The sequence below is a fragment of the Pseudomonas sp. QE6 genome, assembly GCF_041379005.1.
In the GTDB taxonomy this organism is placed as follows: Bacteria; Pseudomonadota; Gammaproteobacteria; order Pseudomonadales; family Pseudomonadaceae; genus Pseudomonas.
This window is the reverse complement of the sequence record NZ_CP166873.1, coordinates 5,218,352-5,232,330: the sequence shown is the minus strand read 5'-3', so window position 1 is coordinate 5,232,330 and position 13,979 is coordinate 5,218,352. Positions and strand designations below refer to the sequence as shown.

The 13,979-nt window shown below is 61.1% G+C and carries 12 protein-coding genes; 2 read left to right on the top strand and 10 right to left on the bottom strand.

Going from position 1 to position 13,979, the window contains the following annotated elements:
* Position 1: 1 nt before the first annotated feature.
* The 8 genes from arnT to ACAW63_RS23880 form a co-directional block, all read right to left on the bottom strand.
* Positions 2–1,720 (bottom strand): lipid IV(A) 4-amino-4-deoxy-L-arabinosyltransferase, encoded by a 1,719-nt coding sequence (gene arnT / locus ACAW63_RS23915; RefSeq protein WP_371229548.1) that lies wholly within the window; start codon positions 1,718–1,720, stop codon positions 2–4.
* 122 nt (positions 1,721–1,842) lie between these two features.
* Complete coding sequence (locus ACAW63_RS23910) at positions 1,843–3,198, bottom strand: ATP-binding protein (protein WP_371229546.1); 1,356 nt, start codon at positions 3,196–3,198, stop codon at positions 1,843–1,845.
* A complete protein-coding gene (locus ACAW63_RS23905) occupies positions 3,174–3,839 on the bottom strand; it encodes a response regulator transcription factor (protein ID WP_371229543.1) in 666 nt (221 codons plus the stop codon). The genes ACAW63_RS23910 and ACAW63_RS23905 overlap by 25 nt, the downstream gene beginning before the upstream one ends.
* Before the next feature lie 104 nt (positions 3,840–3,943).
* Positions 3,944–4,381 (bottom strand): hypothetical protein, encoded by a 438-nt coding sequence (locus ACAW63_RS23900; protein WP_371229540.1) that lies wholly within the window; start codon positions 4,379–4,381, stop codon positions 3,944–3,946.
* A gap of 25 nt (positions 4,382–4,406) precedes the next feature.
* Positions 4,407–5,174 (bottom strand): hypothetical protein, encoded by a 768-nt coding sequence (locus ACAW63_RS23895; protein ID WP_371229537.1) that lies wholly within the window; start codon positions 5,172–5,174, stop codon positions 4,407–4,409.
* 268 nt (positions 5,175–5,442) lie between these two features.
* Entirely contained in the window at positions 5,443–6,537 is a 1,095-nt protein-coding gene (locus tag ACAW63_RS23890) for an ABC transporter ATP-binding protein (RefSeq protein ID WP_371229534.1), read from the bottom strand.
* Complete coding sequence (locus tag ACAW63_RS23885) at positions 6,534–8,072, bottom strand: ABC transporter permease (protein WP_371234775.1); 1,539 nt, start codon at positions 8,070–8,072, stop codon at positions 6,534–6,536. Before ACAW63_RS23885 ends, ACAW63_RS23890 begins: the two co-directional genes overlap by 4 nt.
* Positions 8,073–8,150: 78 nt before the next feature.
* Complete coding sequence (locus ACAW63_RS23880) at positions 8,151–9,170, bottom strand: iron ABC transporter substrate-binding protein (RefSeq protein ID WP_371229531.1); 1,020 nt, start codon at positions 9,168–9,170, stop codon at positions 8,151–8,153.
* Positions 9,171–10,405: 1,235 nt separating this feature from the next.
* Between ACAW63_RS23880 and ACAW63_RS23875 the strand changes: the two genes are divergently transcribed.
* Positions 10,406–11,128, top strand: coding sequence for a response regulator transcription factor (locus ACAW63_RS23875; protein WP_371229528.1), 723 nt, complete (start codon positions 10,406–10,408; stop codon positions 11,126–11,128).
* A gap of 146 nt (positions 11,129–11,274) precedes the next feature.
* Here ACAW63_RS23875 and ACAW63_RS23870 read toward each other — a convergent pair whose 3' ends face one another.
* Together ACAW63_RS23870 and ACAW63_RS23865 are read right to left on the bottom strand one after the other, a co-directional pair.
* Positions 11,275–11,997 (bottom strand): SDR family oxidoreductase, encoded by a 723-nt coding sequence (locus ACAW63_RS23870; protein WP_371229525.1) that lies wholly within the window; start codon positions 11,995–11,997, stop codon positions 11,275–11,277.
* Between the two features lie 16 nt (positions 11,998–12,013).
* Positions 12,014–12,862 (bottom strand): type 1 glutamine amidotransferase domain-containing protein, encoded by an 849-nt coding sequence (locus ACAW63_RS23865; RefSeq protein WP_371229522.1) that lies wholly within the window; start codon positions 12,860–12,862, stop codon positions 12,014–12,016.
* Positions 12,863–12,978: 116 nt separating this feature from the next.
* On the opposite strand from ACAW63_RS23865, the gene ACAW63_RS23860 reads away from it, so the two are divergent.
* Complete coding sequence (locus ACAW63_RS23860; RefSeq protein WP_371234774.1) at positions 12,979–13,905, top strand: LysR family transcriptional regulator; 927 nt, start codon at positions 12,979–12,981, stop codon at positions 13,903–13,905.
* The last annotated feature ends 74 nt before the right edge of the window (positions 13,906–13,979 follow it).

Below are 13,979 nucleotides of genomic sequence, written 5' to 3'. Positions count from 1 at the left end.
TTCACGGCAATCGCCCGTGCGCAGGGATGATGACGATGAGCAGGTTGTTCTCCTGGTAGGCCTCTGAGCCTGGTGGAATCCACGAAGGGATGGCTGCTTTGGCTTTTCCTGAAAGGTTCAACACGACCCCGACCGGCCCCTCTTTTGCGTGATCGGTGATCCACGTGCCGACGTCTTCGGAGGTGACCGCGCGCTCGCGAGCGTCCGGATAGCCCAGCCCGTATTGCAGCTCGCCCTTTACATCCAGCAGCGTCACATCGTAGCGACCGAGCCGCCAGGCGAGGGCTGATGCCGTTCCCAACTCGTTACTCAGTAGGCTCTTCGACGTCTTCAGCGAATCCAGGTGCTGGGCGATGAATTGGTCGGGCATCTTGTTATCGACCACCGACCGCGGCATCGCCGCGGGGAGCAGCGCGATCAACACCCATATTCCCAGCGCTGGGGCAAACCAGTAGAGGCCAGGGCGCCGCCATTGAGCGAATCCACAGGTGGCCCACATAACGCATACGATCAACGCCAGCATGATCTGTACGGGCTGGTTCGTGTAAATCGGGTGCGCGACCTGGGCGACGATCAGACCCAGCAGCGCGACGCCGCCAATCACCAGGTTGAGCACGCCATTGCCGCGTATCGCGGAGACATCCTTGTGCCGAAGTTTGTCGATCAGGGTGTTAGCCATCAGCAGCGCCAGCGGAACGAAGCACGGGAGAATGTAGGTCGGCAGCTTGCCCTTGCTCAGGCTGAAAAACAGGAAAGGCATGGTGAGCCAGAGGCCAAGGAAGGCTGTGCGGCTTTGCTTTCTGCCACGCCAGGCGCCTTTCAAGCTGGGGACGACCAGCAGGGCCCACGGCAGGGCGCCGGCCAACAGCATCGGGACAAAGAACCAGAAAGGCGCCGCGTGCTGCGCCGTGCTCCCGGCAAAACGCCGGATGTGTTCATTCCAGAAAAAGAACTGCCAGAAATCCGCTTCCTGGCGGTGGACGGCGATGGCCCAGGGCAAGCTGAGCAGGATGGCCAGCAGTACCGCGAGCGGCCCCACCTTGAGCAGTTCACGCCAGCGATTATGCAGCAGTGCGTAGGGCGTCATTACGATGACCGGCAGCAGCCAGGCAAGAAAACCCTTGGTCATGAAGCCCATGGCACACGCCAGGCCGAGGAGGTTCCAGCCGGCCCATCGCTCACGAGGGGCCTTGCCTTCCAGCGCGTACCAGCCGGCGGCCAGGCTGAGCGTCACCCAAAGTGTCAGTTGGGGGTCGATATTTGAGTAGCCGGCCTGACCTGCAGCCAGACCAAAACTCAGGTAGAGCAGGCCGGCCGTCCAGGTCTTCCAGCGGTCATTCCAGAAGCGGCGCCCCAACAGGAATATCAGCCCCACCGTGGCCGCGGTGCTGACGGCGGAGGCGATGCGTGCGCCGAACAGGTTGTCACCGAAAATCGCTTGCCCGATAGCGATGAGCCAATAGCCCGCGATGGGCTTCTCGAAGTAGCGCAAACCCATGAAGTGCGGCGCCACCCAGTTGCCGCTGTGCAGCATCTCCTGGGCCGCCTGGGCGTAGCGGGTTTCATCGGGAATCCACAGCCCGTGCAAGCCGAGGGGGACGAGGAAAAACACAACGAAGGCGATCAGCAAGGCCGGGTAGGCCACCGCAGGTAGCGCCCCATTGATTGCAGTATCAGGTGGACTGGCATGGCACGTCGATGGAAGCGTGATGTGGGTCATCGGCCCGTATCCTCGAGGGGTCTTTACGCATTGATTGCGTGAGTGGCGAGGATACGAGGGGAGACTTAGCTGGGCCTGAGGGGGATGCGCGGGATGGCTTCGTTCAGAGGTTCAGCCTGCGGTTACTGGCGGGTGGCGGGAATTCTGATGGCGATGAGCAGCCCGGTCTTCGCGTGAGGGTCCGAATAGTCCAGTTGGACGTCCGCCCCGATCCGATTGGCGAGACTCTTCACGATCGACAAGCCCAGGCCTGAGCCGATTTCATCGTTACCTGGGACCCGGTAGAACGCGTCGAATACCCGCTCGCGTTCCGACTCCGGTATGCCTGGCCCGGTATCCCGGATGAGCAGCACGACAGTGTCTTCTTGCCGTACTACCTGCAAGTCGATTCGCCCACCCGCCGGCGTGTATCGAACGGCGTTATCGACGAGATTCTTGACCATCGTCTGCAGCTCGAATTCGTTGACCACGATCACGCAGTCATCGCCATCGACCCCCAGATCGATCTGTTTCTTCTCCGCGACGGGCAGAAGGTCCTCGAGGACACGGCCATAGACCTTGTGTACCGAGATCGGTGATTGCGCTGCCGGGGTGGTTGACTGGGCGCTCGCCAGGGCCAGCAATTGATCGATGAGGTTCCGGCCGCGTTCGATGCCCTGCTTGAGCTTGCCCAGCCTTTCCCGAGCCTGCTCGGACATTGGCGTCGCGGCAAGTCGCTCTGCCTGGAGCGACAGGGCGGTGAGCGGTGAGCGCAGTTCGTGGGCGGCATCGGCGACGAATCTGCGCTGAGACTCCATGGACTTTCCGACTCGGCCAAGCAGGCGATTGATGGCGAGGACGAACGAGCGAATCTCCGTCGGCACGCGACGTGTGTCGATGGGCGCCATGTCCTGCTCATCTCGACGATCGATTTCGGACGACAGCAGCGCAATGGGGCGGAACAATTTACGGATGAGGTCAGCCACCACCAGAAGCAGGACGGGGATCAGGATCACGAAAGGCACCAGCCCCCGCCAGGCGCTCTCCCGGGCATCGCGTTCGCGACTCTCGGTTTCCTGGGCAATGGCGATGCGCTGTCCGGCCGCGGTCGTCCGTACCAGCACGCGGAACTCCTCGTCTGCGACACGGACAGTGGAGAAACCATCGGGCAGGCTGCTCGGGATGGGCAGCGGCAGGCTGTTGTCGTTCGCCTCGGGAGCGATGGCGCTGTCTGCCAGGTACTGCACGACGACCCGAGTCTCCTCGTTGTCACCGGCGACGGCGGGAGCATGGTCGGGATAGTGCAATGTCATCTGTTGACGCTCGACCAGCGCTGCGACCTGTTTCAGCGTGCTGTCCTGCATCTCCAGCGCTTCCCGGTAAGCCGAGACGAAAGCGAAAACACTCGCGAGCGAGGCAACCACCAGGATGGTCACTGACAGCGCCAGGGAGAGACGGAACTGCACGGAATCCTTCAGTCGCCTTTGGACACCATCCATCCCATTCCCCTGACGTTCTTGATGACGTGAGCCCCGAGTTTCTTTCGTAACGAATGAATCAGGAACTCGACCGCATTGCTTTCGACCTCATGGCCCCAGCCGTAGATACGGTCCTCCAAATCGCTGCGAGAGAGGATGGCCCCGGGCCTGATCAGTAGTGCCTGAAGCAAGCTGAACTCGCGGTTGGAAAGCTGGACTTGCTGGGCCACCGAACTGCCCGCCAATTTCGAAACCGGATCCAGCGAGACCACGCCGTTGCCGAGAACGGGCGAGGCGGTGCCCCCCTGTCGGCGCATGACAGCGCGCATGCGGGCCAGTAGCTCCGCCATGGCGAAGGGTTTGAGCAGATAGTCATCCGCCCCGCCGTCCAGTCCTTTCACGCGGTCGTCGAGGCTGTCTCGTGCGGTGATGATGACCACTGGCACGGGATTGTCCTTGGAGCGGATGTGCTCGAGAACACTGAATCCATCCCGTCCGGGCAGTCCAAGATCAAGAAGAATCTGGTCATAGGCCTGCGCGTTCAGGGCGGAGAGGGCAGTCAGGCCGTTGTTCACCCAATCGACGGCATAACCGGCGTCCTTGAGGGCGCCTTCGATGGCTTCGCCGATCATGGGGTCGTCTTCAACCAACAGTATTCGCATGACGCTCCTTGGGGCCTGAAGGCGCTGAGCACGGCCGCCGATCTCGCCGCCTTGCTTGGGTGATCGTAAAACAATAGTCCTGGGTGGCGCGTGCTTGTTGAACTTTACGATTGGCGTTGCCCTTGCAGTGTGTCGAAAGCCTTCAGCAGATCATCCATCGCGGCCTTGCAGGTCGCTTGCTGAGGGCTGCTGTCGCGAAGCGCATCCAGTGCGCGATCGATTGCCTTGTCGAGGTAGTGCCAATCGCTGACCGCGCGAGGTTTGATGCCGGCCTCGGCATTATCCCAGGCGAGTTCCAGGTCCTTGATCCGGGCTTTGCCGTTGGCCAGATCGTTCTTGTCGACCAGGGCGGCGACATCGGCGGCAATGCTGCGGAACTCTGAGAGGTCGCCCAACTGGGTTGCCCCGTGTGGGCTGGCGGTGGCTTGCTGGCTCGCGGCGGTTGCCGGTTCATTGTGCTTTGAGCAACCGGCCGCAAGGCCGAGCAGGGCAATCGCACTGGCCAGCGCGACTTTACAGACGATTTTCTTGAAAAGGGTCATGGAAGTGTCCTTGAAGTTGCCAAAGTTACTGGGGAACGCGTTTGCCGTTGTTGACACCAAGTTGAGCGGCCGTCACCAGGATCAGAATCACGCAGAGGAAGATCGCGCTGGTCCAGGTGGCACCCATGCCGAGGCCGCCATAGGTTTTGGCTTGGGTCAGCAGATCACCCAGTGATGCGCCAAAGGGGCGGGTCAGGATGTAGGCGGTCCAGAAGCTCAGGACCACGTCAGCGCCCAGCTTCCAGGCTACGAAGGTGGCAGCGATGAGTGCGCCGAACAGGAAAACGCCAACGGTGAAGCCCATGCTGAGCGCTTCGGTAGCCAGGTCGCCCGCTGCCGTGCCCAGCGCGAACGTGCAGAGAACAGTCGTCCAGTAGAACCACTCGCGGCGAGGCGTCACGATTTCCTTAATGGAAAGGTTGCGTTCAATGGCGTACCAGAAGCCGAAATTGATGGCCAGCAGGCCAGAGAACACCGCCGTGCTGGCATACAGGCTGACGTCGAGCTCATCGGTGAGGATGTCGGTCAACTGCGTACCCAGAATGCTCACCAGCACGACGGTTAACCAGTAGATCCAGGGCGTGTAGGCGCGCGTGCGCAATTGCCAGAAGAGCGCGGCGGCCAGCAGCAGCGCCATGGCCGCGGTGGTGATGCCCAGGCCAAGGCCTGCATCCACGGCGAGAAAGTCGGCGAACGTTTCTCCCACGGTGGTCGACATGATCTTGATGATCCAGAAGGAAAGCGTGACTTCTGGAACCTTGTTGAGCCAATAGGCTTTAGTGCTGGGATTCATCGTGAGGCGTCTCTGGCTGCGCATCAGTTGGCGTCGGGCAGAGCCTAACGACGAAGACTTAGCTGAGACTGAGGTTGCGTGCAGTGCCGGAGCGAATTGTTCGGCAGGTACAGGTGGTGCAGGGGCTTCCATGACACTGCAGCTTGCCCTGCCGTGGCGGCGGGAAGGCGGATTAGCAACGCCTTGGCGCCAGAGCAGGTTGGAAGGTCCGGTTTTTCACGGCACTCTGTTATTCAACGCCCGTCCATGAACAGCCGAGCGTTCATGGCTAGGCGCAGGCGCGCCGTTCCGCCCCGAACACATGCGCAGTGCCTTTGATAGCGATCTGTACGCGTGCACCTATCTCAGGACAGGCTATCGCCGGCACCCTGACGGGGATCGTCAGGTCACCTGCATCGTGTTCCTGCGCTGCGGAAGGCGCCGCCAGCTGGACCATGACCGTGCACTTATCGCCGCCAAAATCGCTGCCCACTACCACGCCGTAGCAGCCGTCGGTAGCGTGCGAGAGCTGAGAGTCCAGGTTCAGATGCAGTTGCTCGGGGCGAAGCAGTATCCGGGCGTGATCATCCGCACTCTGGCCATCGACGATGATCCTGCCCAGGGAGCATTGCGCCCAGCCATCCTGGACCCTGGCTTGAAGCACCAAGGCATCACCCAGGAAGGCAGCTGTCTCGTTGTCAATCGGACGCAAGTAAAGCTCTTTAGGAGGACCAGCCTGAATGAGACGTCCCTGGCGTATGATCGCCAGTTGGTCACCGAAAGAAAGGGCCTCTTCCTGATCATGAGTGACGAGAATGGCCGTCACTCCGGCGTTGCTCAGTACCTTCGTCACCGCTTTGCGCATGGAGACGCGCAGCCCGCTGTCCAGTGCGGAAAACGGCTCGTCGAGCAGCATCAATTTGGGACGTTGCGCCAAGGCCCTGGCCAAGGCAACTCGTTGCTGTTGTCCGCCGGATAACTCATGTGGCCAGCGCTCGGCCATCGTGACGTTTAACGAGACCATGTCCAGCAGCTCGTGTATCCGCTGCGTGCGGTTTTCCATGCCTTTGGCCAGACCGAAGCCGATGTTTTCGCCGACCGAAAGGTGAGGAAAAAGGGCGCCGTCCTGCGGAACGTAGCCGATTAGTCGACGGTGCGCCGGGACGAACGTGTCGGGGCTGGCCAGCGCCGTGTCGCCCAGTGTGATCGTTCCGATATCGGGACTCTCGAAGCCCGCAATCAGCCGCAGCAGGGTCGTCTTGCCTGAGCCGGAGGGTCCCACGATTGCGGTTCGGCTGCCCGTCGGCACGGACAAACTGAAGTTCTCGACGGCCGCATAGGTGCCGAAGAATCGGGAGACGGACCGTAGTTCGAGCGTACTCATCGACCTGCAACTCGCTTTGATTGGTGATAGAGAATCCCGGTCAGAGGGAGGGAAAGAAGAATCATCAGGAGGGCATAGGGCGCCGCGGCGGCGTAGTCGATCTCGCTGGTCTTCGCCCAGAAGGCCGTCGCCAGCGTTGAGGTGCCGCTGGGTGAGAGCAGCAGGGTGGCGGTGAGTTCGTTGACGACGGCGAGGAACACCAGGGCCACTCCGGCTGCCGCGCCTGGCGCGGCGAAGCGGATCGTCACCCCCCACACGGCTTGCGCAGGCGTGCGGCCGAGGCTGCGCGCGATGTTTTCCAGCTCAACCGGCACCTGAGCCAGGCCCGCGCGCAGGCTCACCAGCGCGCGTGGCAGGAACATCAACATATAGGCGAGCAGCACCGTGAAGACGGTTTGGTACAGCGGTCGCGCGAATCGGATCGTGACGCTCACCAGGGCCAAGGCGATCACGATGCCGGGGAGAGCGCTGGCAACGTAATTGCTACCTTCAAGCCAGCGCTGGAACCTGCTCGGGGCCCGCACGGATATCCAGGCAATCGGCACCGCCGCGATGGTCGTCAGCAGCGCGCCGGCGGCACCCAGCAGCAGCGTCTGGCCCAGGCAAATCAGCAGCTCGCTCGATCTCCAGACCGCAGTCCCGCCGGCTGCCAGCCACTTTTCCAACGTCACCAGCGGTACCCCCAGGGAGGCGGCGGTGAAGCCTGCACAGAGGATCAGGACGAGCACCGAAACGCCGGTGGGCAGAGAGTGCAACTGCGGCGAACGGGGGCTGCCGGCGCCCAGGCGGGCGTAGCGCGCGGCTCCTCGGGTGGCGGATTCCAGCGTGAGCATCATCAAGCATCCGAGCGCCAGTACGCCAGCCAGGAGGTTGGCAGAAGGGCCGCTGAACGAGGACTGATACTGATCGAAAATGGCGGTCGTGAACGTATCGAAGCGAATCAGGGCATACAGTCCGTATTCGGCCAACAGGTGCAGGCCGACCAGCAGTGAGCCGCCCCATATCGGGATGCGTAGCTGCGGCAGGACAACCCGAAGAAAGACCCGGCTGGGAGCGTCGCCGAGCGACTGGGCGACATCTTCCAGTACCGGGTCCAGCCGTCGCAATGCCGCAGAGGCGGGAAGATAGATGAAGGGCGAATAGGCGATGACAGAAATCAGCACGGCCGGAAACAGCCCGTGGATGGAGGGCACCAGGCTGGTCCACGCGTAGCTGTGCACGAACGCGGGAATGGCCAGTGGCGCCACCACCAGCAGTGAAAGGAGGCGTCTGCCGGGCAGGGTCGTGCGCTCCGTCAGCCAGGCCATGGCAACGCCATGGACCACGCAAAGCGGGATGGTCAGGACCACCAGGGTCGCGGTGCTGTAAAGCAACTCCGCGACTCGCGGGCGAAAGACCAGTTTGGCGATCAGCGGCATCCCGCCTTGAAACCCCTCGGCGACCACACAAAACAGCGGCAGCAGTGTGAGGGCTGAAATGACCAGGGCCGACACCAGCATCCAGGGCTGGCCCACTCGGCTCCGCCATGGGCGCATCCTCGCGGCGGTTCGAGGCGACCCCGTTTCGTTGGCGTCACCCAGACGTGCGTACGGTTCGGGCTGTTGGGCTGTCACTTACAGCAGGCCTGCCTGGATCATCAAGTCGACCACCTTCTGGCTGTTCAGCTTGGAAACGTCGATGACCGGCGCGTCCAACTGATCCATAGGGACTAGCTTCGGGTTCGACTGTTCGCCGTTGCCCACCGCATATTCGAACGAGGTGCCTTCCCGGAGGATGGCCTGGCCCTTCCTGCCGGTAATCCATTTCAGGAAGGCCTGAGCTTGCTCAGGGTGAGTGCTGGAAGCCAAGACTCCACCGCCGGAGAGGCTGATGAAGGCGCCGGGATCTTTGTGCTTGAAGTAGTGCAGCGCGGTGTTGTCGCTGTTCTCGCCGGTCTTGGACTGATCACCGAAGAAGTAGTAGTGGTAAATCACGCCGGAATCGATCTGGCCCGCATTGACGGCCTTGAGGACGGCGTTGTTGCCTCGGTAAGTTCGGGCGCCGGCTTTGAGCGACTCCAGCCAATCGAGCGTCGCCTCTTCGCCCTTGAGCTCCAGAAGCGCGCCGACGATGGCCTGGAAGTCCGCTCCCGCCGGTGATGCGGACCAGCGACCGATCCATTGCGGCTCGGCGAGTTCGAGCAGCGACTTGGGCAGTTCGGACTCTTTCACCTTTTGCTTGTTGTAGACGAAGACAGTCGAGCGAGCGGCTATGCCAACCCAGCGACCGGCCGCCGTTCTGTAGGGAGGTGCGACCTGCGCGATGATGGACGGGTCAACCGGCGCGAATAGACCTGCATGGTCCACGAGCATCATGGCAGGGGAGTTTTCGGTGAGGAAGACGTCGGCGGGTGAGGCTTTGCCTTCCTGCACAATCTGGTTTGCCAACTCAATATCGTCACCATTGCGCAACGTCACCTTGATGCCGGTATCGCGGGTGAAACCCTCGCTCCAGGCCTTGGTCAGCGATTCGTGCTGGGCGTCGTAGACGACGATGCCCTCGTCATCCGCCGCGGCGGCGGTGGGCTCCATGCCCAGCAATGCCAGAGTTCCCACTGCTATCAAGATGGCTAACGAGGAACCGCGTACATTCATCAATCGTCGCTCCACTGGTTTGCACTGGCTAACGCCGTTAGGCCCTGGTCGCGGGCGCATCGAAGTGGTGGCGATATTGGCTCCGGGGCTGTTAAAAAATTGTCATTCTCATTTGATAGGGATGAAATATTGTTTCGAACGAGGCTGAGTTGCGCGGAATGCGGCCTAGCACGGATATCTCTGGCGGCTCGATCAGTCTGGATTGCCTGCTGCGGATAGAGAACCCCGTATCGGCGATCACTTTATCTGGGCAAAGTGATTGCGCTGATGCCACGAGCCAAGCAAGCCAAGCCGCCGATCGTATGTTTGCTCGAACGCCATGCCTTCTGGTACTGCAACTGGTGCTGCTGATCGCAGTTGTAACCTGCTTTATGGCCTGGGATGCACAGCCATGATAATCCTTGCGGGGGGGCGCATGCCCTTGCGCTCTGTTACTGCGGTGCCGCGACGGCGGGCGGACACTGACGCCGCCGCATGGGATGGCATCACGATTCTTAGTTCCGCCTTGCGCAAGACATTGGTCGACCTGTCCTCGCCCGTGATTGTACGCCTTTGGCCGGTCGCCGCCCCCTAGATGGCGCCTCCAATCACGGTGTAGTCCTCGGCTAACAATATTCTCAGGTCCGGCTTCGGAATTCTGAATAAGCGATGCATGCCGACCAGTGTGTAGGCCGTACGTGGAGTCGTTGAACAGCGATGGAGAGGATGCGCCTGGCGAGCTATGAGAGTGTGTTGCCTCTGAAGCGTACAAATGCCTTTACCAGATGGCTCATGACGGCCTTGAAGCTGCCTGCTCGGGGGCTGCTGCTATCGCGAACCGCGTTCAGATTACGGTCGATCACATCATCGAGGTGGGGCCAAACGCTGACCGCGCGAGTTCTGATTCCGACTTCTATCCCGGCTGACTTCTAGATCCCTTCCAGTTCGCTCTTGTCGACCTAGGCGACGACTTCGGCGGCGATTCGGCGACATTCGATCCTCGCGACGCAAGTTAGGCTTTGCAGCGCCTGGGCAGGTCGGCTTCTTGTTGGAGTGTAAATCGAGCGTTGGGATCTTGCGATAGCGTGATCTTATGCCTATAACTAATTAATTGATCTTAAATAACTATTTTTTAATTTTAGCCAAGCTGTCAAGCCTTGTAGAGTTGGTTCTTTCTAATTGAGAGTGTTGGCTGTTGAGGCTCAATTTTTAGCTCTTTGTGAAGCCGCGGTGGAGATTCGAAAAGGAGTTCGGGTATGCGTATTTTACTGTCAGGTGGGAACGCAAGACTCAACGATAAGTTGGCTTGCTATATGGAAGTAAACGAAAATCTAGTGTGCTCGGCCTATTCGGGTGGACAGTTCTTTCGAAAAATTATGAGCAGATCGTTTGATGTCGTCTTGATAGATGGCGATAGCAGCTGTGTTGATATTGTGCAAGCAATAAAACTGGCAAAGGAAAATAACGCTGAAGTCGTTGTCCTAGCAGAAGCAAGCAATGCTGACGATCGAGTTTCGGCGTTGAATGCAGGTGCCGCTGATTTTGTTTGCTCTAATTCGGATCTGGCAGAGCTTTTAGCCAGAATGACAGCCATAGTCCGTCGTAAGAGTAGGGGAGTGCTCGATACGGTGTATGTGGGCGATCTATCTTATACGCTGTCCACACGTTGCGTGGTGCGAGCGGGTAAGGTCATCGATTTACATCCTACAGCCTGTAAATTGTTGGAAGTACTTATTCGAAATACCCCCGGCGTTGTACGAAGAGAAGAGTTGGAGTCCATCGTTTGGCGCGACAGGCTTCTTGCCAAAGGGAACTTGCGGGCTCAGATCTATAATCTGCGCTCGGCGATCGATAAGCCTTTTCCTATGCCGCTGGTGCATAGCGTCAGTGGTATTGGGTATCGAATCTGTCATCTCGAAGAACTTAAAGTTCGGCATCCAGCGCATCGAGCAGAATTAGCCAGCACCCACGCTTGGTAGTTGGTGCGTGTTCGCCCGCTTTTGGCCAATTTCTGCCTTTAATGAGAGGCTGCTACCGACCCTAAGCGGCCCGGCCGTAATGACTGCCGTGGCTTAGGCAGTCATTACACAGTCTGGTGAGTGGTTGCCGAGGGCGTGCTGGGTGCTCAGAATGAGTGTTTGCCGATGGATGCGCCGCCATCGACATAGAGGGTTTGCCCGGTGATGAAGGCGCTGTGCTCTTCGAACAGGAAGGCCACCGCCGCGGCGATTTCCTGCGCTCGCCCAAGACGGCCCATCGGCACTGCCGCGAGGTAGGCCGCTTCACCCGGGCTGCCCGGCGGATTTCCCGAACGGAAGAGCTCGGTATCGATCGGCCCCGGTGCGACGGCATTGACGGTGATTCCGGTCTGCGCCAGCTCCAGTGCCCAGCCCCGGGTGAAGCTGACCAGGGCGGCCTTGGCGGCGGCGTAGGAGGTTCGCTGGCGAATGCCAAGAACGGTCAGGCTCGAGATGTTCACGATTCGTCCCCAGCCGTGCGCGCGCATACCCGGCAGGAGGGCCTGGGTCGCTTGCAGCGCCGGGTGCAGATTGACCCTCATGACTTCGTCGAAACTGGCGAGATCCACTTCGCCGAGAGCCTGGGGGCTGACCAGGCCGACGTTGTTCACCAGGCCGTCGAAGTCATGGCGCGCCGTCAGGTCGCCGAGCACACGGGCCACGCTGCCGGCGTCGCCCAGGTCTGCAGCGACCAGTTCGCCGGGGAAGCTTGCGTCGTCCGCCTGGCGAGCGATGCCGACGATACGGTGACCCCTGCTCGCCAGTTGCTCGGAGATGGCTCGACCGATGCCCTTGCTGGCACCGGTAATCAGAAAGGTGCGGGCTGGCATCGAATTCTCCTTCCGCTCAGTTTTTCTGCAGGCGTTGCAACAGGGCCTGGCCGACTGCCGCTGCGGATGCCGGGTTCTGTCCGGTGATCAGCTCGCGATCGATCACGACGTTGGGCGTCCAGGGCGACTGGTTGCTCTGGTACTGCCCGCCGGCGCGCTCCAGGGCGGTCTGGGGGTAGAACTTCATTTGTCCGCCACCCAGAAGACCCTTGGCCAGCTCCTCCTCCTGGTTGCTGATGACCGTCATGCGGTAGCCGGCGTAGATCCAGCCTTTCGGCTTCGCTGACGGATTACCGGCCTCCAGTGCATGGATCAGTTGCTGCGGCTGGTCCAGTGCCGAGAGCAGGGCGATGGGCCCGTGGCAGACCAGTGCGGTGGGTTTACCGGCGGCGTGGAAGGCGTGCAGCAAATGGCCAAGGGCGGGATCGGAAATCAGGTCCTGCATCGGCGCATGGCCGCCGGGCACATAGAGCGCGTCGAATTGCTCGTAGCCGATCTGTTCTGCCCGCGCCAGGCTGATCACCGGCGAATGGGACGGCGATGTGAGCTGCAGTCGTTCCAGCAATGCCTGGTACTCCGCCAATCGCTGCTCGTCGTCGCCGAAGTACTGGGCGGCTGCCGAGCTGCGATCCAGGCTCGGAGCGCGGCCTCGGGGTGTCGCGAAGGTCACCTGGTGGCCGGCGTCGAGCAGCGCCTTGGTTGGCTCCAGCAATTCGTTGAGATAGAAGCCGGTGGCGAACACCTTGCCATCGCGCAGCTCCAGATGATCCTCATCGGAAAGCACGACCAGCACGTTCGCGGCGTGGGCACCCAGGCTGGCGCTGCCGATGGCGGCAGCCAGGGCAAGTTGTTTCAGGGTCTTCATCGCTTCACTCCTTCACAGGCGCGGGCCGAATGCTGCGCGTTGCGGAGCACTTTATTGATGCCTGAGCAGGCGATAAATTGGGCTTGAAGGAAATCATTTTTGCTAAAGAGGACAAGATGACGCGGCGATTTGATCACCTCGGCGATGTCGAGGCGCTGTTGGAAGTGGTCGAGCGCGGTTCGATCAGCGCCGCGGCCGTTGCCCTGGCCACCACGCCATCGGTGGTCAGCCGAGCGATTACCCGTCTGGAGTCGCGGCTGGGGGTGCAGCTGTTGCGTCGCACCACGCGTCGCCTGAGCCTCACCGATAGCGGCCGTGAATATGTGGAGCAGGCTCGCGCGGCCTTCCTGCAAATCGCCAGTGCGGAGCGAGCATTGAGTGGGCAGGGCGAGGTTCAAGGCCGGGTGCGTCTGAGCGCGCCGACCACCTATGGGCATCACCGGCTGCCCGCGATTCTGGCCGCATTTGCCCAACGCTACCCGAAGGTGCAGGTGGAGTTGGGGATCACCAATCGCAACGTCGACCTGGTTGCCGAAGGTTATGACCTGGCGATCCGTCTTGGGACATTGCCTGACAGCAGCCTGGTTGCCCGCCAGCTAGAGGAGGCGTCACTGTGCTTGGTCGCGGCCCCCAGCTACCTTGCGCGGGCGGGAACTCCCCATTCCCTCGCGGATCTTGCTGAGCACAACTGCCTCCCTTTCGTCATGCCCAGTAACGGCCGCCCCGGGGTCTGGCAGTTCCGCCAGGAGGAGCAGGAGCAAACGTTCATCCCCCAGGGGAATCCCGTCATCGCTGACGACGTGCTTGGTTGCATCTCGCTGGCGGAGCAAGGTGTCGGGATCTGCCAGACCTATGAGTTCATCGTCGGCGAGCGCTTGCGGCAGGGGCGGCTTGTCCGTCTTCTCGAAGCATTCGAGGGCGCCACACGGCCTTTTTCCATCATCTATCCGCCCCATCGCCAATTGTCTGCCGCGAGCCGGGTGCTGATTGATTTTCTCGTTCGCGGTGGCAGCGAAGATGCGCCTGCTTCTGCTGCCCGATGAATCGCTCTGGAGCGTCCGCTATTGGCCGCTAGCTGCCCCAGGAGGCGCCGGCCCGAAGCCCGGCGCCAACGAGG

Excerpts from the sequence above, each read along its gene's own strand:
- arnT (WP_371229548.1), bottom strand. The coding sequence starts at position 1,720 with ATGACCCACATCACGCTTCCATCGACGTGCCATGCCAGTCCACCTGAT.
- ACAW63_RS23910 (WP_371229546.1), bottom strand. The coding sequence starts at position 3,198 with ATGGATGGTGTCCAAAGGCGACTGAAGGATTCCGTGCAGTTCCGTCTC.
- ACAW63_RS23905 (WP_371229543.1), bottom strand. The coding sequence starts at position 3,839 with ATGCGAATACTGTTGGTTGAAGACGACCCCATGATCGGCGAAGCCATC.
- ACAW63_RS23900 (WP_371229540.1), bottom strand. The coding sequence starts at position 4,381 with ATGACCCTTTTCAAGAAAATCGTCTGTAAAGTCGCGCTGGCCAGTGCG.
- ACAW63_RS23895 (WP_371229537.1), bottom strand. The coding sequence starts at position 5,174 with ATGAATCCCAGCACTAAAGCCTATTGGCTCAACAAGGTTCCAGAAGTC.
- ACAW63_RS23890 (WP_371229534.1), bottom strand. The coding sequence starts at position 6,537 with ATGAGTACGCTCGAACTACGGTCCGTCTCCCGATTCTTCGGCACCTAT.
- ACAW63_RS23885 (WP_371234775.1), bottom strand. The coding sequence starts at position 8,072 with ATGCGCCCATGGCGGAGCCGAGTGGGCCAGCCCTGGATGCTGGTGTCG.
- ACAW63_RS23880 (WP_371229531.1), bottom strand. The coding sequence starts at position 9,170 with ATGAATGTACGCGGTTCCTCGTTAGCCATCTTGATAGCAGTGGGAACT.
- ACAW63_RS23875 (WP_371229528.1), top strand. The coding sequence starts at position 10,406 with ATGCGTATTTTACTGTCAGGTGGGAACGCAAGACTCAACGATAAGTTG.
- ACAW63_RS23870 (WP_371229525.1), bottom strand. The coding sequence starts at position 11,997 with ATGCCAGCCCGCACCTTTCTGATTACCGGTGCCAGCAAGGGCATCGGT.
- ACAW63_RS23865 (WP_371229522.1), bottom strand. The coding sequence starts at position 12,862 with ATGAAGACCCTGAAACAACTTGCCCTGGCTGCCGCCATCGGCAGCGCC.
- ACAW63_RS23860 (WP_371234774.1), top strand. The coding sequence starts at position 12,979 with ATGACGCGGCGATTTGATCACCTCGGCGATGTCGAGGCGCTGTTGGAA.